16 protein-coding genes are annotated in these 23705 nt (G+C 41.7%); 5 read left to right on the top strand and 11 right to left on the bottom strand.

All coding sequences use genetic code 11. The features are described from left to right. Nucleotides 1-90 precede the first annotated feature (90 nt). The 4 genes from ACO6S0_RS06105 to cobA form a co-directional block, all read right to left on the bottom strand. Entirely contained in the window at nucleotides 91-777 is a 687-nt protein-coding gene (locus tag ACO6S0_RS06105) for a response regulator transcription factor (RefSeq protein WP_422351112.1), read from the bottom strand. 104 nt (nucleotides 778-881) lie between these two features. Beyond that, nucleotides 882-2174, bottom strand: coding sequence for an alginate export family protein (locus ACO6S0_RS06100; RefSeq protein ID WP_422351111.1), 1293 nt, complete (start codon nucleotides 2172-2174; stop codon nucleotides 882-884). Between the two features lie 43 nt (nucleotides 2175-2217). After that, entirely contained in the window at nucleotides 2218-3621 is a 1404-nt protein-coding gene (locus tag ACO6S0_RS06095) for an MFS transporter (RefSeq protein ID WP_422351110.1), read from the bottom strand. Nucleotides 3622-3801: 180 nt separating this feature from the next. Further along, on the bottom strand, nucleotides 3802-4563 hold the full coding sequence (gene cobA / locus ACO6S0_RS06090) for a uroporphyrinogen-III C-methyltransferase (protein WP_422351109.1): 762 nt from the start codon (nucleotides 4561-4563) through the stop codon (nucleotides 3802-3804). Nucleotides 4564-4700: 137 nt separating this feature from the next. Between cobA and nirB the strand changes: the two genes are divergently transcribed. The 5 genes from nirB (at nucleotide 4701) to ACO6S0_RS06065 (ending at nucleotide 11563) form a co-directional block, all read left to right on the top strand. Further along, a complete protein-coding gene (gene nirB / locus ACO6S0_RS06085; RefSeq protein ID WP_422351108.1) occupies nucleotides 4701-7220 on the top strand; it encodes a nitrite reductase large subunit NirB in 2520 nt (839 codons plus the stop codon). A 10-nt stretch (nucleotides 7221-7230) separates the two neighbouring features. Then, nucleotides 7231-7608 carry a nitrite reductase small subunit NirD gene (nirD, locus tag ACO6S0_RS06080; RefSeq protein WP_422351107.1) on the top strand — a complete coding sequence of 126 codons (378 nt, stop codon included), beginning with the start codon at nucleotides 7231-7233 and terminating at the stop codon, nucleotides 7606-7608. Nucleotides 7609-7628: 20 nt separating this feature from the next. After that, nucleotides 7629-8222 carry a DUF4202 domain-containing protein gene (locus ACO6S0_RS06075; protein WP_422351106.1) on the top strand — a complete coding sequence of 198 codons (594 nt, stop codon included), beginning with the start codon at nucleotides 7629-7631 and terminating at the stop codon, nucleotides 8220-8222. A gap of 18 nt (nucleotides 8223-8240) precedes the next feature. Continuing rightward, a complete protein-coding gene (locus tag ACO6S0_RS06070) occupies nucleotides 8241-10076 on the top strand; it encodes an ATP-binding protein (RefSeq protein WP_422351105.1) in 1836 nt (611 codons plus the stop codon). 857 nt (nucleotides 10077-10933) lie between these two features. After that, nucleotides 10934-11563: an RNA polymerase sigma factor gene (locus ACO6S0_RS06065; RefSeq protein WP_422351104.1), complete on the top strand. Its 630-nt coding sequence runs from the start codon at nucleotides 10934-10936 to the stop codon at nucleotides 11561-11563. 198 nt (nucleotides 11564-11761) lie between these two features. On the opposite strand, the gene ACO6S0_RS06060 is transcribed toward ACO6S0_RS06065, so the two are convergent. From ACO6S0_RS06060 to ACO6S0_RS06030, 7 genes are all read right to left on the bottom strand, one after another. After that, entirely contained in the window at nucleotides 11762-13162 is a 1401-nt protein-coding gene (locus ACO6S0_RS06060) for an alkaline phosphatase D family protein (protein WP_422351103.1), read from the bottom strand. 29 nt (nucleotides 13163-13191) lie between these two features. After that, the gene (locus ACO6S0_RS06055; RefSeq protein WP_422351102.1) at nucleotides 13192-14670 is read right to left on the bottom strand and encodes a sialate O-acetylesterase; all 1479 of its coding nucleotides are present in this window, start codon (nucleotides 14668-14670) and stop codon (nucleotides 13192-13194) included. Between the two features lie 16 nt (nucleotides 14671-14686). Then, the gene (locus ACO6S0_RS06050; RefSeq protein WP_422351101.1) at nucleotides 14687-17074 is read right to left on the bottom strand and encodes a glycoside hydrolase family 3 N-terminal domain-containing protein; all 2388 of its coding nucleotides are present in this window, start codon (nucleotides 17072-17074) and stop codon (nucleotides 14687-14689) included. Next, entirely contained in the window at nucleotides 17071-17829 is a 759-nt protein-coding gene (locus tag ACO6S0_RS06045; protein WP_422351100.1) for a glycoside hydrolase family 97 C-terminal domain-containing protein, read from the bottom strand. The genes ACO6S0_RS06050 and ACO6S0_RS06045 overlap by 4 nt, the downstream gene beginning before the upstream one ends. A 144-nt stretch (nucleotides 17830-17973) precedes the next feature. Next, nucleotides 17974-19356, bottom strand: coding sequence for a sulfatase (locus ACO6S0_RS06040; protein WP_422351099.1), 1383 nt, complete (start codon nucleotides 19354-19356; stop codon nucleotides 17974-17976). Nucleotides 19357-19361: 5 nt separating this feature from the next. Beyond that, nucleotides 19362-21761 carry a glycoside hydrolase family 95 protein gene (locus ACO6S0_RS06035; RefSeq protein WP_422351098.1) on the bottom strand — a complete coding sequence of 800 codons (2400 nt, stop codon included), beginning with the start codon at nucleotides 21759-21761 and terminating at the stop codon, nucleotides 19362-19364. Between the two features lie 426 nt (nucleotides 21762-22187). Further along, on the bottom strand, nucleotides 22188-23699 hold the full coding sequence (locus ACO6S0_RS06030; RefSeq protein ID WP_422351097.1) for a sulfatase: 1512 nt from the start codon (nucleotides 23697-23699) through the stop codon (nucleotides 22188-22190). Between the last annotated feature and the right edge of the window lie 6 nt (nucleotides 23700-23705).

Here is a 23705-nt window from a genome sequence, read left to right as displayed (position 1 = left end):
GTATTAATACGTAGTGTTGAATTGGTAAAAGTGTAGTCTAAAATCGAAGGATTTGCAATAATTGCGCGCAAAAGTTGAAAAATACCGAATCTACACCAAATTATACTTGTTGGCGGTTTTGGAAAGGTCAATGAGGTTCTTCACTTTCATCTTCTTCATCAAATTAAAACGATGGGTTTCAATGGTACGCTTACTATTCTGTAGTTTCTCTGAAATTTCTTTGTTGGTATATCCTGCCAGGACCAATTCCAGCACCTGGAGCTCTTTGTTGGTAAGGTCAAATGGATTGTCCTGCTTTTTTTTGGGGTTTTTGCTGTCCATTTTTTTTGGTGAACCGAACAAATTGTTAACCAATACATTGGAAATATCCCCACTAAAATACTTACCGCCTTCATGCACCACATGAATGGCCTTTACAAATTCTGTTTTACCTGTATCCTTGAGCAGGTAACCACTTGCCCCGGCCTGCACCGATTTTAGGATATATTCTTCGGAGTCATGCATGGAAAGGATGATGCACTTGGTTTTTAGATCCTTGGTTACTTTCAACCGTTCAACCGTTTCTATCCCACCCAATTCCGGCATTCTAATGTCGATGATCAAAATGTCCGGAGCTTTGTCACCTACCATTTTAATGGCCTCCAATCCGTTGGCCACTTCCCCAATTACATCTAGATTCGGTTCTTCTTCCAACAGTGCCCGGATACCGTCCCTGACCAGCGAATGGTCATCGGCCAAGACAATTGATATGGTTTTGTTCAGTCCCGAATCGTGCATGGCACAAAAATAACCGAATTATTGAAATACCTTGAAATGAAATAAAGGACGCCCCAGTTTAAAGTGGAACATCCTTTAGCGCAAACTCAGAAACGTAAATTCTGCTAATCCGTCTTGGTTGTTGTAAAAAGTTTAGGTTTGATAACCAACATGATCCAAGCCCAGTTTTGGGTGCTTGCCGTATCCGCCTCTGTGATCCCCTTTAATTCATACATTCCGTCCGACGGAAACAAGTGGGAATATCCTATTTTAATCCCATATCCCTTAAAGCTTTGGGAATAGACCAAATCAACCTCCGTTCCCAAACCATTTTCCCCACTGGGCAAATCTTGCTCTCCCCTAAAATTTAAAACCTTTGCCAACAAACTTGATTTTTCACCAAGTTTAACATTGGTGCTGGCATGGATATCGAATAAACCAACGGAATTAGCGTGGTTGCCCACATAGAAGTAATCCATAAAACCATTAAACTTGTGATTGGTTCCGTACAAAGGGAAGAATGCACTTGTTTCATCTGCCGTTTGCCCATCATTTCCACTGATGACCTCAAGTCCGGCACTCAATCCTATTTTATCGGAAGCTTTATAGTTGACATCCAGTCCCAATAAATAGGCAGCTTTTACATCCAGTTCTCCCTGCCGTTCCCCAGTTTGCAAGAATGCATTGGCCGTCAATCCAAAATTTCCTTTGGAATAGGTCAAATGGGTACCTACGGTCTGCAAATTGCTCAACCCATCCGGGTTGGTTTGGTCATTAAAGTTTTGAAAGCCATTGTTAAGCAACACCAAACTAGCTGACCAATTTTCCCATTTCTGTTTTAGATAGAGCATTTGCATGGTTTTGTAACTGAAAAACCCCGTTGTCATATAAGCATTGCCCACAGATTGAAAACCGCTTGGATTGTCGAAATCTTGATTAAAGGCAAGGGCAAGATCCAATAGGAACCTTTCTTTTGCATACCTGACTAAAGCGGCATCATGGTTCCGGGCCTGTTGGGTCCAATCCACCTCTCCCAAAATACGTTGGTCATCACACGAAAGGACCTGCCTCCCCAATTTTGCGGACCATCCCGAACCTAAATTTAATTGGGCCCATGCTTCAAAAACGGCAAATGAGTTGTTTTCGTCATCTGGTAACAACTGTCTGTTCTCGCCCCAAACCATCACATCCTGAAGGCTAAGATAAAATTGATAGGCATCCATTTTGTAGTCCACATTTAAGCGAGCCCTTGTAGAAGTTGCAAGGCCAGGCTCAGCAGCCTCCGAAATTAGACTGCCAAAACCATTCCTATATTCGGTACGTGGTCGAAACTCACCCCCAATCGTTAGCTGTGCAATCGAAATTTGGGTCATTAGCAAACATAGCGGTGCCAATGCATTCCTTTTGATAGAATTCATAGTTGGTTGTTTAAAAAGAAGTGAATAAATGTTGTTCCCGATTCTAATCGGCTTTCACAGCGGAAAGTTTGAGCTCTCCTTTCATTTCCTGCAATACCTCTTCTTCATCTTGTATTGAAAACTTGATTGCCAGGGATGATAATGCTGTAACGACCACAAAAATTCCGATTATGAAGTATCCGCTTGAAACGGCTTCCGAAGCAGCTATGGCTTGGGCTGATTTCATGGCTTCTTCACCCAAAGAAGCACTGGCTTTTAGAGCGTCACTTTCGGCCACAGCAGATTTTGACTTAAGGAAAAGAGCTGCCAAAAACGCTCCTACATTACCTCCGGCCCCTACGATTCCAGAAATTGAACCGATGGCCTTTTTGTTGATAAATGGAACAACTGAAAAAGTAGCTCCTTCGGCCATTTGTACGGTAAGACTGAATGCAACTAGAAACAAAATACCAACTGTCAAACTTGTTGTAAGGGAAAACACAGAAAGCATGAGTCCTTCCGCCATCAAAATACCTGTTAAAAAGATAACCCTTCCCCTAAGACCTTTTAACCTTCCAAAACGATCCCCAAAAAACCCTCCCAAGGTCCGCGCAAAAATGTTCATCAAAGCGAATGACAGCACGACGTTCCCCGCAGTGGTCCGCTCCAGTCCAAATGTGTTCTGAAGATAATCATCCATAGTGCCATAAACTGTAAGTTCCATACCAAAGCAGGCTGCATATACGATAAACAAAATCCAAACACGATAGTCTTTCAGTGTACTGGCGAATGAAACCTTATCCTTTTTTAGGATAGGCATGTTTCCGGATTCCCGTAGTTCAGAAAAGTTTCCTTCAGGAGTATCTTTGGTAAAAAAGTAATAGACGAGCCCCATGCTAAAGCAAATAAGTCCTGCTATAACCATGGAATAACGCCAAGCGATTTCATCGGCCACACCAAAGCTGACCACGGCAGCAGCAATCAAGGGCATCCCAAGCCTATTGGCACCACCACCTAGATTTCCCCATCCTGCGGAAGTAGCATTGGCAGTACCCACAATATTGGGAGCAAACATAATGGAGGTATGGAATTGGGTGATCACAAAAGAAGCCCCAATAAATCCGATAAACAACCTACAGATCAAAAACTGTAAAGGGGTCTGAACAAAACCTATAAGTAATACGGGAATTGCACCAATGATCAACAACCAAGTATAGCAAAGTCTTGGACCATACTTATCACATAGCTTTCCAATTAGTAATCTAGCAAAGACAGTACCCGTTACCGCCAAGATGATGGAATTCCATTTTTGAGCAGGGGTAAGACCAAGGTCTTTTACCACATCCGGCATAAAAGGTACAATTCCAAACCAGGCAAAAAAACAGATGAAAAATGCTATAGAGGTAATCCAAAAGGTTCGGATTGGAACGCTTTTTACATTTAAAAGATTTAATGTTGTGGCTTTCATGTTACGTATGTTTTTAGGTTACAGAATCAAAACTACGTATTTATACGTATTTAATGTATAGAAATACGTATTTTTAATAATATCCCATGACGTCAATTCAAAAAATAAAGCATGCTTAAAATCAACATGCTTTTATTGCGAATCAGGTAAAAGTCGGTACGGCTAACCTGTATGTCCTTATCAGAATTCCATATTCACAACCCTTTGTATAGCTTCTTCAAAGAATGCAGGATGATCGGCCACGACATCTCCTATTACTATTATACCTGGCTGGGAAATATCCAGTTGTGTAGAAATAACCTTGAATTCCTTTAAAGTTCCCACTAAACAAGTTTCATTGGGCAACGTTCCATTTTGAATGACAGCTATCGGTGATGATTCTCCCCGGTACTCTGCGGCCAACCTAACTATAGCCCTTATTTTACGTATTCCCATCAATATCAGTATCGTTGCTGATGATTGCATTGCAAGCTCAAAATCTTTGGATAGATTATGACATTTAGTTGTAGCAGTGAGCACCCAGAAACTACTACTTACTCCACGCTTGGTTACCGGTATGCCCTGACTTGCCGGCACGGAGATGGCACTTGTCAGCCCCGGTACAATATCAACAGATAAACCAAAAGATTCGGCATATTCCACTTCTTCCGACGCTCGCCCAAAGACGAAAGGATCGCCACCTTTTAACCGCACCACATGCCCATAGGCAAAAGCACTTTTCACTATTAACATATTGATTTCTTCTTGCGAGTAGCTGTGTTTACCGCAGCGTTTGCCTACGTATATTTTAGGAATATTTGCAGACACCTGTTGAATCAACTCCTCACTCACTAAAGCATCGTACAAAACTGCATTAGCAGACTGTAGCGCCCTCAAACCCCTTACGGTTATAAGGTCTTTGCTACCGGGGCCTGCCCCTACCAAACTTACTCTTGCTCTCATAGTTACTTGTTATTATTACGGTTTTTCGAAGCACATTTTATCAATTCCTCAACAAGAATACGTAATTATTCACAAAAAATCAGTATATAATTACGTAAATATACTTAGTTTTGGCTTGTATTTCAAATCTATCGTAAATGGAAACTGTAATCGTAGTGGGAAACGGAATGGTGGGATACAAGTTCTGTGAGAAATTCAGAGCACACCCAGCCAGTACGGCATTCAATCTTTTGGTCTTTGGCGAAGAGCCCAGGCCAGCCTATGACAGAGTACATCTCAGCGAATATTTTGGAAACCAAGATGCCAAGGCTCTGGAGCTTGCCCCTTCCTCTTGGTATCGCGAGAACAATATTGATTTAATTACCGGTGAAAGAATAACGGACATCTTAACCGAAACCAAGGAAGTCCGGACCATTTCCGGTAAAACTTATTCTTATGATCACTTGGTACTGGCCACCGGTTCGGCTCCCTTTGTCCCTCCTATAAAAGGTGTTGAAAAACAGGGCGTTTTTGTTTACCGCACTATTGAGGACCTCGAGGATATGCTTTCGTACGCTGCCCAGATAAAGGCCATAAAGCCCAATGGCAGAGCTGCCATTCTCGGTGGAGGCCTATTGGGGCTGGAAGCAGGGAAAGCCGTTCTGGACATGGGGCTGGAAGCCCACGTAGTGGAGTTTGCCCCAAAATTGATGCCCCGCCAATTGGATGCTCGCAGCAGCAATGTGCTTCAGTTGAAACTGGAATCCATGGGAATGAAGGTCCATTTGGGGAAAGCGACCAACCAGATTATCGGTGATCAGGTAATCGAGGGAATGGATTTTGGAGAGGACGACCAATTGGATGTGGACATGCTCATTATCTCAGCTGGTATCCGCCCAAGGGACGAGCTCGGGAAAACCTGCGGATTGGAAATGGGCACCCGTGGCGGAATCGTGGTAAACCATAAAATGCAGACCTCAGCACCCAGCATCTACGCCATAGGTGAAGTAGCCCTATACAAGCAAATGATATATGGTCTGGTTGCACCCGGATACGAGATGGCCAATGTTGCCGTGAACCAAATATTGGGCGTTGAGGAGGTGGTCATGCAAGAGGAAATTGACATGTCCACCAAATTAAAGCTCATGGGAGTTGATGTGGCCAGTTTTGGAACGCCATATATGCCTGCAAGCAAAGGGCTTTCCATCATTTTTGAAAACAAGACAAAGTTTCTCTACAAACGAATCAATGTAAGCCATGATGGCAAAACACTTTTGGGTGGAATTCTGGTAGGGGATGCCACGGACTACAATATTTTACATCAAATGTACCTCAACAACATGTCGCTCCCCGAAAATGCAGAAGAATTGATCGTGGGAGCCCGCGGAGATGGTGGCTCTGCCTTCGGAAGTGCAATTGACTTGCCTGATACCGCCCAAATCTGTTCGTGTGAAAGTGTATCCAAAAAGGACATTTGCGATTCACTTCTTGACGGCAAATCCAACTCTCTAAAGGATGTGGTAAGCTGCACAAAATCAACCACAGGTTGTGGAGGATGCAAGCCTATGGTGGTAGAACTGGTCAATGAGACCTTAAAATCCATGGGGAAGGAAGTCAAGGATGTCATTTGCGAGCATTTTGAATATACCAGACAAGAACTATACAGTATTGTCAAGGTGAAAAACATAAAAACCTATGATCAAGCCCTGGACAAATGCGGAAAGGGTGACGGGTGTGAGGTATGCAAACCAGCTTTGGCCTCCATTTTTGCGACCATATATAACGATACGGCCAACAAAGAAGATGTTATTCAAGATTCCAACGACCGCTTTTTAGCCAACATTCAACGAAATGGAACATACTCCGTGGTCCCTCGAATTCCAGGTGGTGAAATAACACCGGAAAAATTGATCGTTATTGGCGAAGTGGCCAAAGAGTTTAATCTCTACACCAAAATTACGGGAGGTCAGCGTATCGACCTTTTTGGTGCTGAATTGAACGATCTTCCCGCGATTTGGAAAAAACTTATCGACGCCGGTTTTGAAAGTGGGCATGCCTATGGTAAGGCCCTACGAACAGTAAAGAGTTGTGTTGGCTCCACATGGTGCCGTTTTGGGATGGATGAGAGCGTGAGCTTTGCCATTGAACTCGAAGAACGTTACAAAGGGTTGCGATCTCCCCATAAGCTTAAAGGAGGCGTATCCGGGTGCATACGGGAATGTGCCGAGGCACGTGGTAAAGATTTTGGGGTCATTGCCGTGGAAGGCGGTTGGAACCTATATGTCTGCGGCAATGGAGGTGCAACACCTAAACATGCCCAGTTATTGGCAGAAAAAATAGACAATGAAACCGTCATTAAATATTTAGATCGGTTTTTAATGTACTACATCCGAACTGCGGCACCACTTATGCGGACCGCAGCATGGCTTGATAAACTGGAAGGCGGTATGGATCAATTGAAAAAAATTGTTCTTGAGGACAGCCTCAACATTGCCCACGAACTGGAGACCGAAATGCAGGAGCTTGTTGATAAATATAAATGTGAATGGAAACAGGCAGTGGAAAACGAGAAAACCAAAAAAAGGTTCAAACATTTTGTAAATGCCGATGACAGGGATGACAATCTGGTTTTTGTACCCATGCGAGAACAAAAAATGCCGGAACCCTGGACCATCTAAAAAGAAATCTATGGAAACATTATTGCAAAACTATCAGTCGGTTCTACTGAAAAACGTTGCCTTTTGGTTCAAAGCTTGCCATGAAGATGACATCCCTGAAAATGGCGGGGCCTGTGTAAAATATCAAAACAAGCAAATTGCTGTTTACCATTTCAAGCGAAAACAAAAATGGTATGCCTGCCAAAACCTTTGTCCACACAAAATGGAAATGGTCCTAAGTAGGGGAATGATCGGAGATGCCGATGGAATAGCGAAGGTTGCCTGCCCCATGCACAAAAAAACATTCTCTCTGGACACCGGTGAAAACCTAAACGGCGATCTACCTTCCATAGCAACCTTTCCGGTTAAAGTGGAAAATGGCTTTGTGTATATTGGTTTTTCTGAATAGCTTTAGGAAAATCATAAACCATGAGCGAATCCAAGAAGTTTCTGGAAGCACTTAAATTGTTTGATGCAGCAAATGCGCAAGACCCCAACACCGAAGTCGTTGATGGAAAGGAGCATGCCAAGGAACTTTTATACGCTCAGCGGATGACCGCTATCCTTAACGAGTTTCAACCCAATGCTTCGGAAGCCCTACAGCTCACTGCGCGGTGCCAACATATTTGTCGCTGGGAAATTCCCCGGGATTCTTATGAAATGAACCGCGTTGGCTATTTAAAATGGAGGCAGGACCTAAAGAAATTTCATGCTGCAAAGGCCAGTACCATTTTAAAAACAGTAGGTTATGATGAAGAAACCATTGAACGGGTCAATTTTCTGTTGCTCAAAAAACAATTGAAAAAAGATGAAGAGACCCAAACGTTGGAAGATGTAATATGTCTTGTTTTTTTGAAATATTACTATGAGCCGTTCCTAACCAAACACGATGATGACAAAATCATCTCCATCTTACAAAAAACCTGGAAGAAAATGTCACCCAAAGGACATGAAGCCGCACTTAAGTTGTCATTCTCCAAAGAAGGGCTAGCATTGGTTTCAAAAGCACTATCTGATCAATAAAACAGCACGAACTGGAAAATGGGCGAAAATAACCAACAACAGACTTTGGACGTATCCACATTTGTGAGGATACGGAAATGGTATCTTTTTGCACTGGCTGCCATAGCCCTGACCATTATCGTGGCCCAAGTTTTAATCCAACGGCACCTAAATGATCAATTGGACGACTCTAGGGTGATAAATGTGGCCGGAAGACAAAGGGCCTACAGTCAAAAACTGGTAAAAGAGGCCCTTTTACTGAACTCTTCCCATCTTGATGAACCTGAACGGAAAGAGCTCTTGCATAGATTGCGAAACACCCTTACCATTTGGAAAGGTTCTCATGATGGTCTTCAAAATGGAAATGATAGTATTGGACTCCCCAAAGAGGACAATAAATCCATTCAGCAACATTTCAACGAACTCGCTTCCCATCATAACGCCATGGTCAATGCCGTAGAATTGATGTTGACAAGTCAAGATTCATTAAAAAGTCAAAATCAACTGGACATATTGCTTGCCCATGAAGAGCCTTTTTTGGAAAAAATGGATGCGATTGTAAACGAGTACGATGCCATCAGCAAAGAACAATTACAGAATTTAAAAGTAAAGGAATACCTCCTATTGGCATTTTCACTGCTGATCTTGGTATTGGAGGTGCTCTTCATTTTTAGACCATTGTCCATACAGATCAGGGAAACCATTCGGGATTTAGTCGAAAGCAAGCTTCAGTCGGAAGAGGACGCCCAAGAAATAAAGAACATGTTCGAGGCAAAGGAAAAATCCCTTCAAGAATTAAAGGAACTGAACTTTGTAATTGACAATGCTGCCTTATTTGCCAGTACCAAGAACGATGGTTCCATAGTTTTTATCAGCAAAAAGTTCCTTACCCTGCTCGAAGAACCCAAAATGGCCCCCAACACACACCTGCCTGAACTTCTCACCATAGATGAGGGGCAACGGCAATACCTCCGGGAAATTTTGACCAAGCCCCGAAAAACGATACGATCTGAGGAAATTGAAATAACTACCAAGAGCGGTAAAAAACTTTGGTTGGACATTTCGATAATCCCCATCCATCCATCCAGCAAAAAACAAAGTATTCTTCTCTTATGCTCCGACATCACCGAACGCATGCAGAACCAGAAAAAAGTGGAACAGCTCACGCTTCAAAATTATGAGGAGCGCATGAAGCAAAAACAGCTTCAGGCTGGCTTGATCGTTGAAAGTCAAGAGGAAGAGCGCAAACGGATCGCTAAAGATATCCATGATGGAATTGGCCAAATGCTTACGGCTCTACGATTCAATATTGAATCCATTAACCTAACAAACAAAGAAAAGACCAAGGAAAAAATAGATTATTTAAAAGAACTCACTTCGGACTTGATCAAAGGTGTTAGAACAGCTACGTTTAACCTTACCCCGCCGGAACTGGGGGACCATGGAATTTTTCCGGCTTTGCAGAAAATGACCTCGGAATTGAGCAAACTTACGGGCAAGAACATCTTATTTGAAAACAAGGCGGAAGGGAATACCCGTTTTGACTCATTGGCAGAGACCAACATCTATAGGGTTACCCAGGAAGCGGTGAACAATGCCATCAAATATGCAGATGCCAATTATATTTTGGTGACGATCAACCTCACCAACAATTTATTGAGCATTGTTGTTGATGATGACGGGAAAGGGTTTGACCCATCCATTTTGGACAAGCCTCCAAAAAATAGCAGTGATGGTGGAATGGGGGTATTTTTTATGAAAGAACGAATCAGCTATATCAATGGACGGCTCTTTATAAATTCCAGTCCGGGAGAAGGAACGCGTGTAACCATAAATTATCAGCTTAGCGAAACACAGCAAGAGGTTGAACCGTAATTAAAAAAATGAAGACTCGGATGAAGGGGGGATTTTATACGGTACAGGTTGACAAAGACAGAAGCTGATACCTTTTATAGAGAACGCTCCTGTCCATTGACTATGAAAGACCATAAATTCACTTAAGGGAGCGGTTTACTAATTAAAATAATTTTGTAGAAAACCTGTCCTAAAGATCGGGGTATTTACACACTGAATGTGTGAATAGTTTGCATACTTTCATTTTTAAAAATTAAACATCTTTAAACGAAAGTCAAATCAAACAAGCCCGGTTACCATTTTGAAGCATTTTAAAGCAAGGCAACCGAATTGGCAACTTGTTTTATCATAACAATTCAAATCAAATGATTGCCTTAAAACGACAAAAACTTGATAATCATACGATTACCAAGTTTTTATTACTTACTGATTTCTTAAAAAGTCGGGGTGGCAGAACAAAAACCTTGATTGTCAACCACTTATAAACCAGTTTTTTATAAAATTATTCCTTAAACAGGACATCCCAGGGGACATCTTCATGTGAAAAATTGACTTTCACATTATAAAACTAATCAATTCATATCATTTCCTCTAAAATAAAATTGTTGAAAATCAATTGGTTTCCACCTATTATAATTGCAATTCATCATCTATGGAAATAAGGTAACTTCGCAACCCACTTTCTTTTATGAGAGTCATATGAAACAACTATCCTAAACCCTTAATGTTCCATTCTGGAATCCGGACTGGCCGCCATCCGAGCAGAAATTCGATAGCTGGCACAATACGAAGCACAGCGCAGGTACTCCCCCCTTTTAGGACTTTTCCCGGGCATACGGGTTGTTTGAATTACAGGCTTTATCTGCTTGTCCACCCATATGCTCGAAAAATTGCCCTTAGAAAAAGAATTATTGACGATAGGTTTGCGGAGAGGCGATGAAACAGCTTATAAAAATCTCTATAAGACTTATTACGAAAGTTTGGTTTGGTATTGTCATACCTTGACCAATGACCTTCAAAGAGCAGAGGATGTGGTTCAAAATGTATTGATCAAAATATGGTTGAACCGAGATAAAATTGAGATTACGACTTCCCTAAAAAGCTATCTGTATAGGGCCGTATTCAACGAATTTGTAAAGGAAAGGGACAAGTTAAAACTACATGACAAGATGCTTATGGAGTTAAAGCGGGAAGCATTGGATTATATGGTCGAGCTAGATGGGGAAATCTTGAAAGAAAAATTAAAACTGTTGGAAAATGCTATAGATCAATTGCCAAAAAAGCGTAAAAAGGTTTTTCTATTGAATAAAAGGGAAGGGTACAAATACCGGGAAATTGCCGAAGAGCTCAACCTTTCTGAAAAAACCGTGGAAAAGCATATCAGCCGTTCAATGAAGCAAATAAGGGATATTATGTGCTACAGCCCTCCCAAGATTTTTGTTTTGTTCTTCGAGAAAATACTCCAGTATCGAAGGCATTTGAGTGCAACCATGAATTTACTTTCTTGATTAAGGCATCAAAATTTTATAAAAGGCAACAAATTTTTAGTTCAAACAGAAATTAATGCTATTGTAGCCTTACCCCTTTTGTAAGTACCCCCTAGATCCGCTACAGTTTAGGTTTTACAAAATAGTTCTTTTTCTGTTATGGAAAAGCTAGCTTTTCCATAAGGCCTCAAAAATTCCAATTGCGAAACCATCAATTCTTCATTTGGATAGATGTCCTCTTGCTTGGAATTTGGCTGAGTAGACTTCATTCCCATCCACATCATAGTGGGTAAATTCAATTTCAGGTCGGTTGAACTCCCTGGTTATTTTCACCCCCAAAAAACCACCATTCACCCTCAAAAAACGGTGCTGGGGCCTCACATCCTCCTGATCCCAACCTTGGGAATGTGAATTGCTCACCGGGCCAGAGCCAAACTCATTGACCTGTGTTTCAGAATCAAACGAATGGTATTGCCAGTGACGATCACCATTGATGATGTAAACATTGTCTATTTGTGAGAGCATTCCCCTCATCCAATCACCTTCGGTTTGAAAACCCTTATTGGCATGGTTGTCTTTCTTGTTATCCCTATCCGGGCCTATGATGGGGGTGGCAGAAAATAAGATTTTGAATGTAGCATCCGACTCTTTTAGTGTCTGCTCTAACCAAGATTTCTGTGGTGTACCCAGAATCGTTTTGTCCGGACCGTCCTCCATTCTGTTTAGAGACCTGAATTCCCGCCCTTCCAACAGCCATATCTGAAGATCTTTTCCCCATCGAAATGTCCGGTAGGGTTCACCTCTCAAAGGAACATTCTCCTTCCATATTTTTAGCCCGTCGTTCCAATTGATTTTACCAAAAGTCCCTTCCTTGTCGCTGATGTCATCTTTCAAGAGATCATGATCATCCTTGATCATGAACATCGGTACTTTCAAATGAAAATCAACAAGAGACTTCCAGGAGTCCATGGCATGCCATTTGTGGCGTGCTGTTGGGATATCATTTGCCACAGGCCCCTTTCGATCGTAGTACACATAATCTCCTGTCTGAACAAAAAAGTCGGGATCCATCCTGTTCATGGCATCATAAACCCTGAACCCCCTCACACTATCATCATAGCTCCAGAAAAACTGACAGGTAGAAGTGGTGAAGTGAATAGCCTTCCCAATTGTTTTTGAGGGAGCCGTTCTAAAAATTCCATTGACTTTGTTTCCAGATCCTTTTGATTCAATGGTTACTTCATATTGGGTATCCGGTTTTAATGAGCTGAATAGATGACTTGCTGTAAAATCATCTGCCTCTCTTACTTTTACCCATGGTGATACCCTGCTTTCGAATCCCTCGGTTAGTATGAACCTAACCTCCCCTTCCACTCCGAAAACACCTCCATCTACTGAATCAAGAGGCATTTCTTCATCAAAATCAATCGGGTAACTCGGATGAGTATTGGACTTTTGATGTACGACAGGATTAGGTATGGCCTGACCATAAAGTCTTGTCCAGATAAGTGCCGTCGAATCCGATACTTCCATTGCTTTGAATCCGGATGTAAAGAACTCATTTTGCCTAGGTTCACACGTTAGCAAGAAAACTATGGCAAGGAAACCCAAAAACTTCATATCTTAATTTTTTTAAAGGTTTATTGGTCTTACCAATCGTCAGTCCTAAATGAGGGTGCCGGTATGCCATAGCGATTGAAAAGATCACCAATCACAAAATCCTTAAAGCCGTACCTAACGGCTACAGGATTTTTCACTTCCGAACTAGAAATAATCAATGCTTTTTGTTTTGAGATATATGTGGTAGTGGCTGGGTAAAACTTTTTATCCGCTCCTGCTATTTCAAACAGTTTATAGCCTTTACCATAATCGGTAAGCCCACCATGATCGTTGATGAAAGTCAGCTTGACCACCGACCCATCTATGGTCATTTCCTCAAGCTCGGGTCCGCGACAGACAATTCCCTCTACTCCATAGGTTTCCTTGAGGGCAAAATAGGCTAGTCTAGTACCTGCCTGAACCTTATTAAGTGGATGAATATCATTTTCCTCTCCCGTATCCAAAAGGGACACCATTCCTGAGTTTGGAATTCTCTTAGATGCCAGATATTGCGCTTCTCTTATATAGGCTGAATTGAGGTCAGGTTCTATTTCATCATGATAGTCGTAAGGTGCCAGTTGACAATAATAAAAAGGGAACTCACCTATTCCCCAAAGCGTTCTCCACCTCTCCAACATGAGCACCATCAGGTCATCATAGATTTCCGGCTCTCTTCGATTGCTTTCACCTTGATACCAAAGGACCCCTTGAATTTCAAAACCCAACATGGGATTGATCATTGCATTAAACAGGCAGGTTGAGGTGTTGCTGGGGAACGTGTCCTTCTTATCCCTCTTATCCTCCAAAATGGAAGGGTCAAATGACTTTAGCCCCTCTTCATCTATCCATGCCTGGATTCGGGTCCCTCCCCAGTTGGAAGAAATCAACCCAATTGGCACATCAAGAGTTTCATGTAAAAGTTTCCCAAAATAGTATCCCGTAGCACTGAAATTGGAAACAGAAACGGCATTGGTTTCTTCCCATTTGCCGTTAAAATCATTTTTGGGGCTCAGGCTCTTCTCATGTTTTACAGTGAAAAGACGAACGGAAGGATTTTTTGATTTGAGTAAAATATCATTTAACCCTTTGCGAAGCTTACTACCCAAACTTTTGATCTTCCACTCCATGTTGGACTGACCAGAACATACCCAAACTTCTCCAATCAGGACATTCTCCAAGACCAACTCTTGTCCATCCGAAATCTTAAGACTATAAGGTCCGCCCGCATCTGGAGTAGCTACTTTTATCTTCCAGTTACCTTCCTTATCTGATACGGTTTTGTACGATTGATTATTCCAGGAAGCCGTCATTATAACTGTACTTTTTGCATCAGCTTTACCCCAAATAGCTACTTCGCGATTGCGCTGCAAGACCATATTGCTACCAAAAATCGCGGGAAGCGTTACCTCTGCGTATAAAGGAATGAGCATTGCTAAGCCCAGACTCGTAAGCATAATTTTCTTCCAATCCATCATATGATTATCTTTTAGTTTTTGTCTCTTTATTTGTTGTATGATTTTATTCATCATCAGATTATCAATTAGGTTATTCCAGTTTAAAACTTCCCTTTGCACGAATATCCTGTGAGCTGGAACCAACCAATACTTCAAACTCTCCTGGCTCCACCGCCCAGTTCATGTTTCGATCAAGTAATTGCAAGTCCTCCGGTTTCAATATGAAGTTGACTGTTTTGGTTTTTCCCGGATTCAAGGTAATTCGCTCAAAGCCTCTCAGCTGCAATTCGTAAACAATCACACTACTGACCAAATCCTTAAAGTAGAGTTGTACAACTTCATCTCCTTTCACCTTTCCAGTGTTTGTCACCTCTACTGACACTTGGATCTGTTGCTGTGTTCTGCCCGTTTCAGGAATGATTTTGAGATTCTGGTATTCGAATTGTGTATAACTAAGTCCGTAACCAAATGGATAAAGCTCTCCTACAACAGAGGTCTTGCCTGTTCCATTCGGTCCGGAAGATGGCTGACCAACCTGTGAACTTGGCTTGTATGGAAAATTCAATTCCAACTGACCCACTGATCGAGGAAAAGTGATGGGTAGTTTCCCTCCTGGATTGTAATCTCCAAAGATGGTTTGTGCAATGGCATTTGGCCCTTCTACATTTGGAAACCATGCTTCCAGAATTGCCGGGATGTATTGGTTCTCCCAATTGATGGTCAATGGTCTTCCGTTGATTAGAATCAGAATGATTGGTTTGCCTGTCTGTTTTAAAGCTTGAAGCAATTGAATCTGTCTGCCCGGAAGTCCCAAATCTGTTCTGGACCGGCTTTCTCCGCAGCGTTGCTCATCTTCTCCCATCACCGCAATGATCACATCAGATTCTTTGGCTTTGGCAACCGCTACATCAATCCGGTTTTGTTCTTCACTGGTCAGCGAAATCGGGATAATTTCACTCTCCGGCCAGGCTTCATCTACCACTTCACAACCCAATGAGAAGTCAACTTTTGCTTTAGTACCAACATAGTTCCGGATTCCTTCCAACACACTTGTGACTTCCATATTCTGAGGGCCATAGCGACTGATATATACTGTCTTATCAACTGCAAGAGGTCCCGTTACAAGGATATTTTCCAGTTTATTGATGTCCAGTGGAAGTGTATTGTTTTCATTTTTTAGAAGCACCAAGGATTCTTTTGCCATTTGCAGCACAAAGCCTTTGGTATTATTTGCAACGATCTTGTCGGCCACTTTGGTGTCTTTCACATAGGGTTCATCAAAAAGACCCAATTCAAACTTGACTCTAAGTACATCTCTCACATTTCGATCAAGGGTAGCTATGGAGAGCTCTCCATCTTTGACTAATTCCCTTAGTGGTAGAATGTAATCTTCAGGTGGGGTAAAATGTGTTCTCACATTCAGGCCTGCCTCTGCAACTTGCCTCACTCCTTCCTTATAGTCACCGGCTACATGGTGCTTTTTGTGTATAAACTTTACAGCTTCACTATCTGAGACTACATACCCTCTAAAACCATACTCTTGTCTAAGCAGCTCGGTCAGGAAGTAATAGCTTGCGCTCACTGGAATTCCATCATAGTCATTGTAGCTACTCATTACCCCCTTTGGGTGTGCTTCGCCAATTACGCGTTTGTAAGGATATAAATGCATCTGATGTAGTTCTCTAGGAGCCACATGAGGGTCGGTCCGTACCCGACCATCCCTCCCTCCTTTCGGCACACTATAAACCGCATAGTGCTTCAAGGTAGAAGCAACGCCTTGCGATTGAATTCCTTTTACCATTTGGATTCCCAGCTCCGAAACATGATAGGGGTCTTCCCCATAGCACTCCACCACCCTGCCCCAGCGCGGGTCACGGGCCAGATCAAGGATGGGCGCATAGATGTTAGTATAACCTAAAGCTTTTCCTTCCTTTCCTACTATCTCACCTGCCTGTCTGACCAAGTTCTTGTTCCAGGTACTGCCAATCGCGATTGGAGCCGGAAGAGGTGTTGCTTTTTCATGATTGAGTCCATGTATACCTTCATTGGTAAAGTCTACTGGAATACCCAACCTGGTCTCCTCAACAAACCATTTTTGGATGGTTTTGATAGCTTCTGCATGTTTACTAAAAGGAAAGGAATACTGGGTCGGCTTCAGTCCATTCAGCTGTTCATCGATATTGGCTATGCCATCTTTCCAGACTTCATTTTTCCAATCTGGAGTAGGCAGCTCATCTTTCAACACTCTTTTGTATCCGTAAAGGGTGGCACACTGGGCCGTCTTCTCATCTATTGTCATACGGGCCAGCAAATCCTCGATTCTAGCATCTATTTCAGCTTCGGGATCTTCAAAAATGTCCTTTACGCCATTTTTATTAAAATCAACCCAGCCTTTTTGGTAGATGGATTTTTTTTGGGAAAAAGTAGAATAGCTTAAAATCAAGCTCATTCCTAAAACAATTAATCTCTTATCTATCATAATACCTTGTTTATTCCTTGACTATATTTTTTTAAATGAATGGTACTCTTACTCCCTAGGGCTAAATTGACTGTTATCGAAGAGGTGTTATTAACTTCTTGTTTGGCAATAACATAAGCCTCCTTTTGATTGAGGAAATGCGTATTCGCATCGTCACTATACATAGTTACCTTATAATTTTCTCCCTGTGGAAGAAAGTCCAAGCTAATCTCTAATGCTCTCCCATCTCTATTTGTGAGAGAGCCAATGCACCAATCATCTCCTAATTCCCTAGCAACAGTTATATATGTATCAATTTCCCCCTGAAGTACAGTGAAACTATCAAATTGGGCTGGCTTTTTTCGTATGCAATCGAATAGATCATCATTTTTTAAATATTCCTCCGGAACATCAGGAAGTACTACCCATTCAGCCTGAACCAAAATCAACTTGGCTACTTCGGCCGTAACGGTACCAGGTATTTCTTCATTAACCCGTACTCTAGAATGAGCATTATTCAAATCAAACCAGCCATTGATATAATTCAAAGGGTCACTTATCATATCGATAAAGGCATTTTCCAGGTTGTAAGCTGGGAAAGTAACGTCATCGGCAAGACTCAACTTGGTATTTTCTCCTGAGATATTCAACTCGCCTTCTGTTTGATTATCAAACACACATCGATAAGCAAAACCGTCGTTATAACATCTAAAAATGATCTCATAATCGAACTGATCTGTACTAAAATGACTATTTCTCAATCCAATCAGGGACATAGTTCTAGATTTGATTTAACACTGGGTTGGTAGGCCAATAACTGTATTTCAACCCGGTTTAAGGAAAGTAATATGTTTGCTTTACCGGATATAACTGATAAAGCACCTCGAATGGGTAAATTAGTCCTTCGCATATACGAATCATTAATTTTCAAATTCAGGATTCAATTTCGTGGGAATCGGTGCACTTGTTTCCTTCCACCAATCTTTTAGATATTTCAACATTTCATCCTTTTTTTCTGATTCTTTTAATGCAAGATTTTTCCTTTCTCCAATGTCTTGTGCCAGGTTATAGAGTTCTACATTATCATTTTCAAAATAGTAGTGCAGTTTCCAGTCTCCGTATCTAATTACGGAGCCCGGACGCGTTCTGAATAGGGAATCACGATTTTCGTTATCAGCCGGATGATACGCCTGTAGATAGATAGGGAAATGCCAAAAAAGAGGCCGAGTCAATTCCTCAACTTTACCTTCTAAAACTGAAGAAAGATTTTCACCGTCAAGTTTCAAATCAGCATTGTCAACGCCTGCATACCCTAAAACTGTCGGAAATATATCTAGGTTGGTGATAGGTATCTTGCTTATCGAATTGGCTTTTATTCTATCCTTTAGCACAAAGAAAAAGGGCTCTCGGATACCTCCTTCATAGTAGCTGCCCTTACCGGCTCGCAAAGGTTTCTGTTTCGTTATTCCATACAACCCACCATTATCCGAAGTAAAGACAATCAAGGTGTTGTCCATGATTCCTTTTTCCTGAAGTTTGGAGATCAACAGTCCAATATTGCTATCAAGGTTCTCGATCATAGTTGCATATTCTGCATTATCCTGACCATTTGCCCCTGCTTTTTGATTGTACTTTTCCATCAACCTCTCTACCGGGGTAATTGGCGTATGCACCGCATATGGCGCATAATAAAGGAAAAACGGGGATGATACTGTATCAATGAATCCAATGGTTTTTTCCATTATCAAATCGGTTAAATATCCACCCTCATCAATTTCAATATTTTCATAGGGCGGATAATAACTTTTTGGATGGCCTATATGGCTTCCCCCAATATTTACATCAAAACCATATTCTAAAGGATTATCGCCTAAATGCCATTTTCCTGCATGGCAGGTTTTATAGCCATTGCTTCTTAATGTCCGTGCCATGGTTTCATGATGTTTTGCCAATGTTTTGGCATTTACAGTAGGAACAAGTTTTCGGCGTTTTGAATCACCCCTTTCGGAGGACCCAACTGTATAAATCCCATGACGAGGTGTCCATTTTCCAGTCATCAAACAAGCTCTACTTGGGGCACAATTTGCTGAGGCAGCATATCCATTAGTAAAAATCATTCCAGAAGTAGATAACTTATCAATATTGGGTGTCTCGTAGTATTCACTACCCATAAAACCGACATCTTTCCACCCCAAATCATCAACATTTATAATGATTATATTGGCTTTTGTTTCATGTTTTATATTAATGCCACAAGAGCTAACAAATACGATGAACACTATAGAAATAATTTTCAACCCCATGCCAATCACTTAAATTCCACTGTTTTTGCCTCACCTGCCTGAAGATTGATTACAAGACTTTCCTCTCCAGATAGCATTTCTACCTCTCCTCCCGAAGGTGAGGAAATCTTTACATAAGTGACCTTACCCTCTTTCCATTCAAAATCAAATTCAAAATTTCTTCTAGCTTTTAATCCTTTCACTTTTCCATTTTTCCATGATGATGGAAGTGCTGGCAGTAAAGAAACCTTACCGGATTCGTGGGACTGAATCAGCATTTCAGCGACTCCTGCCGTTCCACCAAAATTTCCGTCAATTTGAAATATTCTTGGAGGATGTAAATCAAAAAGATTGGATTCCAGTTGATCTCCAATAAGCGCATTCAAATGCTCCAAACACTTATCTCCATTTCTGAGACGAGCATAAAAATTAACGATCCAAGCTCGGCTCCATCCAGTCTGACCACCGCCCTGCGAAAGCCGTCGCTCAATGGTTCTCTCTGCAGCAGCAAAGAGTTCTGGTGTCTCCTTAGAAATCTGAGAAGACGGATACAATCCGTATAAGTGGGAAATATGCCTGTGCCCAAGTTCTACCTCTTCATAGTCTTTATACCACTCCTGAATGGTTCCATTTGAACCAATTTTCGTGTCTGGCAACTTGGTCAAGGCCACTTGTATGGCTGGGGTCAGTTGGTTAAAGCCCAAGGCTTCTTCAGATTCCAAGCACGCTTGAAAAACATCCCTAATGATCTGAATATCCATTGTAGCAGCAGTTGTGTTCAGCTGCCTTTTGCCAGTTTTAGGATCGATGTATGTATTCTCAGGAGAATACGATGGTGCTGTGACCAGCTCTCCTTTTTCATTCCCTTTTAGAAAATCCAATATAAACTGCGATGCACCCTTAATCATTGGGTAGGCTTTTTCCTGAAGATAATTCAGGTCCTTTGTAAATTGATAATGCCTCCAGATAGTTAGGGACATCCAAGCTCCAGCAAGTGGATAGCTATAACCATTGACCACCTGGGATGTTTCTGTCGACCCACTTGGTGTCACACGTCCAAACGGATTGGTAGAATGATGCACCATCCAGCCATCAGAACCTATATACTTTTTAGCGGTTACCCTACCTCTCTCCACTAAACCTTCCATGTAGTTGGTAAGTGGAACCACCGATTCGGAGAGGTTGCAAACTTCTACTGGCCAGTAGTTCATTTGCAGGTTGATATTCAAATGGAAATCCGACTCCCAGGGTGCCCACATATCCTCATTCCAAATTCCTTGTAGGTTGGCTGGTAATACTGCCTGCTGCATCCCACTGGACATCATAAGATATCTACCATATTGAAAAAACAGGCTTACAAGACCTGGATCTTCATTTCCCTCTTTTAATCTACCTATTCGCTCGTCGATAGTCAGACTATCTAGGAAAGCTCCATCAATTTCCAGCTCAACCCGATTGAATATCTCGCTATGTGTGGCAATGTGATTGCTTTTAAGCTGATCGTACGGTACTTCCTGGACTTTCTTAAGCTTGCGAAGTGAAATTTCCTTTGCGTCGATGCTCCTGTCAAAATTCATCTTTTCAAGATTGTAATCGGTGGCAGCGCTCAGAACCAATGTGAATTCGGTGGCTCCATCAATGATCAACACACTGTTATCTATAGAAACCTTGCCGTCATGGTTGGAAAAGCTAAGATGGCTGTTAAACTTCATGTGGTAGCCTCCTTGCCCGGATCCACCTTTGTTATCATCGTACCCCACTGGATCATCAAAAATTTGACCGTCAATTTCCAAGATATTATTGCTCAAAGAATTGATAGCGATGTCCTTTTCCCGATTGAAGCGAACCCTGCATGAAATCTTTTCATTGTCAAGACTTTCAAAGTGGTACACGATCACATCGTGCTCAGAAGAAATGAACGACTCTCTAAGGAATTGCTTATCATCTATGGTGTATTCGGTTGAGTTAATACCCTTCTCGATGTCCAAAAATCTCCTGTACGCTTCCGGAACTACCTTATGATCAAACTGAACAAACAAGTCACCAAGAGGTTCATATGATCGAATCGATGTAGGTGAAATAGCCATATGCTCCATGGCATAGGTATAAGCTTCTTCATATTGACCATCAAGATTTAATTGCTGAAACGTGGCATAATGTTTCCCCACTTCCCCTGGATAAGGATTTTCAGGCATTCCAGCCCAAAGACTTTCTTCGTTAAGCTGGAGATGATCCTCCGAGACACCACCGAAGACCATCGCTCCGAGTCGTCCATTACCCAAAGGCAGTGCCTCAAACCACTCAGAGGCGGGTTCATCATACCACAATTGATTTTTTTGAGATGCTACTTCTGACTGACATGCAGCTAAAAAGGCTCCTAGAATCAGTATTTTTGACTTAAAAATGAATTGTTTAGTCAGTTTCATAATATTAATCTCTTTTTTTCATTGCAAGTATTCAGTTAATCCTTGTACAAATCATTCAACCACTCTATCATCAGATTCGACCAATTATTTAACCTTGGTTTATTCAATGCCAGTCTAAACCCATGTCCCCCTTTAGGGTGCATATAAGCTCTACAGAAACACTTTTCTTCTTTCATGTGCTGGTTAACTTAAGGCTGTTTTCTACCGGGACCATTCCATCATCAGCATTATGGACAATAAATGTTCGAAGGCTCCAGATTCCATTTTACAACACCTGCTCTAATTATCCCCATGGTTTGACTTTCTTTTATGACACTGAGCTGAGAAAAGGTTACTTGGTTAAACAACCAGAGAAAAGTGGCAAATAGTACGTTTAATGGATAATTCATTGTGTTAACATTCTTTTTCCATGGATTATTAGTTACTTCAGTTATAATCTTTTTCTGATAAACTCTGGAGTACCGATTGTTGCCAATCGACCAATTGCTGCTCCAACTTTTTTGCTATTTCGGGATGAGATGAAATTATATTCATTCTTTCTCCAGGATCAGAAGATATATTGAAGAGTTCCTTTTTTGTGCCTTCATCTGAATCTTTTATGATCAATTTGTTATCTCCATCAATAATGGATCGATCCCCACTATAATCTTGATCAAGAACCTCATTAAGCCTATAGTTTTCGAAAGAACGGAAGTAGGATCCTCCCATTAATTTCACCAGTGGCGTATTGCCCATTTGCAAATGTTCTTCAATGTATGGGTTAGACTTATCCATGTGGTTTCTATCAAAGATCCAAAAACATACGGGCTCATTACGTCTATCCATTTTCCCTTTTAGCAGAGGAACCAGACTAACCCCGTCGATTGGTCGATTTGGCAAAGGAACTCCAACTAACTCACAAAGTGTGGGGAGCATGTCAGAAGTCACGGCATTGACATTAGAGACCGTTTTCTTATCAATTACCGACGGCCATTCAATTATTCCGGGAACCTTTGTCCCTCCCTCGTAGATTGTTCCTTTAAGACTATGGAGTTTAGAATATTGAATGCCACTCGGAGGGATACCATTATCACCACAATACCAGATTAAGGTATTGTCCTTTAACTCATTAGACGACAAATAATCCCTCAATTGGCCAATGGCCCGATCCATTGCCGTAATCTCCGCATAACGCTCCCGCAGTACAGAGTCTTGAGGTCTAGTAACCCTGCGACCTGTCTTCATAGAGGTTAGGCTGAAATGCTTTTGGCTTAAGCTGTCTGGCAGATCATCGTAAAGCGCCAAATCCTCTGGGAGTCCTTCATATGGCTCGTGAGGCGAGGCAAACCAAATCACGGCAAAAAATGGATTTTCATCACTTTTTTCAATGAATGAAATGGTTTCATCCACGATTACTTTGGAACCTTCTCCTTCAAATTTTTCCGGTTCCCCTCCATTCCTGGAGAGCACTGGGTTCAATTCGAAAAAGTTGTCATGTGAAACCCAGGTATCAAAACCCATCGCACCCGGGTTAGTGGGGGATTCTTCTTTTACAGGACCCAAATGCCACTTACCGAAATGACCAGTCGAATAGCCTGCCTTCTTCAGCAATTGTGCAATGGAAATCTCCTCTGGACGAATGGAATAGCCCGCACTTAATGTGCCGTACCTGTTGGGATGTCTTCCGGTGATCACGCTGCCCCTGGTCGGTGAACAAGATGGATGGGCAGAATAGAACCTATCCAGCACCAATCCATGTTCAGCCATTTCATCAAGCACAGGTGTCTTAATAAAAGGGTGTCCGTTGTACCCTGTCTCCTCATAGCCATGATCATCTCCCATAATCAGGATAATATTGGGTCTACTTTTACTGTTACCTCCATCGCGATTATTCTTGCATGATATAAGTAGTATGCTGCAAATTGTCAGGGCTCTTATTAATTGAATTCTTCCTTTCATTTTCAC

This window comes from Flagellimonas sp. (assembly GCF_965233845.1).
In the GTDB taxonomy this organism is placed as follows: Bacteria; Bacteroidota; Bacteroidia; order Flavobacteriales; family Flavobacteriaceae; genus Flagellimonas.
The sequence above is the reverse complement of the archived record's forward strand: the minus strand, read 5'-3'. Positions and strand labels throughout refer to the sequence as shown.

Excerpts from the sequence above, each read along its gene's own strand:
- ACO6S0_RS06105 (WP_422351112.1), bottom strand. The coding sequence starts at position 777 with ATGCACGATTCGGGACTGAACAAAACCATATCAATTGTCTTGGCCGAT.
- ACO6S0_RS06100 (WP_422351111.1), bottom strand. The coding sequence starts at position 2,174 with ATGAATTCTATCAAAAGGAATGCATTGGCACCGCTATGTTTGCTAATG.
- ACO6S0_RS06095 (WP_422351110.1), bottom strand. The coding sequence starts at position 3,621 with ATGAAAGCCACAACATTAAATCTTTTAAATGTAAAAAGCGTTCCAATC.
- cobA (WP_422351109.1), bottom strand. The coding sequence starts at position 4,563 with ATGAGAGCAAGAGTAAGTTTGGTAGGGGCAGGCCCCGGTAGCAAAGAC.
- nirB (WP_422351108.1), top strand. The coding sequence starts at position 4,701 with ATGGAAACTGTAATCGTAGTGGGAAACGGAATGGTGGGATACAAGTTC.
- nirD (WP_422351107.1), top strand. The coding sequence starts at position 7,231 with ATGGAAACATTATTGCAAAACTATCAGTCGGTTCTACTGAAAAACGTT.
- ACO6S0_RS06075 (WP_422351106.1), top strand. The coding sequence starts at position 7,629 with ATGAGCGAATCCAAGAAGTTTCTGGAAGCACTTAAATTGTTTGATGCA.
- ACO6S0_RS06070 (WP_422351105.1), top strand. The coding sequence starts at position 8,241 with ATGGGCGAAAATAACCAACAACAGACTTTGGACGTATCCACATTTGTG.
- ACO6S0_RS06065 (WP_422351104.1), top strand. The coding sequence starts at position 10,934 with ATGCTCGAAAAATTGCCCTTAGAAAAAGAATTATTGACGATAGGTTTG.
- ACO6S0_RS06060 (WP_422351103.1), bottom strand. The coding sequence starts at position 13,162 with ATGAAGTTTTTGGGTTTCCTTGCCATAGTTTTCTTGCTAACGTGTGAA.
- ACO6S0_RS06055 (WP_422351102.1), bottom strand. The coding sequence starts at position 14,670 with ATGATGAATAAAATCATACAACAAATAAAGAGACAAAAACTAAAAGAT.
- ACO6S0_RS06050 (WP_422351101.1), bottom strand. The coding sequence starts at position 17,074 with ATGATAGATAAGAGATTAATTGTTTTAGGAATGAGCTTGATTTTAAGC.
- ACO6S0_RS06045 (WP_422351100.1), bottom strand. The coding sequence starts at position 17,829 with ATGTCCCTGATTGGATTGAGAAATAGTCATTTTAGTACAGATCAGTTC.
- ACO6S0_RS06040 (WP_422351099.1), bottom strand. The coding sequence starts at position 19,356 with ATGGGGTTGAAAATTATTTCTATAGTGTTCATCGTATTTGTTAGCTCT.
- ACO6S0_RS06035 (WP_422351098.1), bottom strand. The coding sequence starts at position 21,761 with ATGAAACTGACTAAACAATTCATTTTTAAGTCAAAAATACTGATTCTA.
- ACO6S0_RS06030 (WP_422351097.1), bottom strand. The coding sequence starts at position 23,699 with ATGAAAGGAAGAATTCAATTAATAAGAGCCCTGACAATTTGCAGCATA.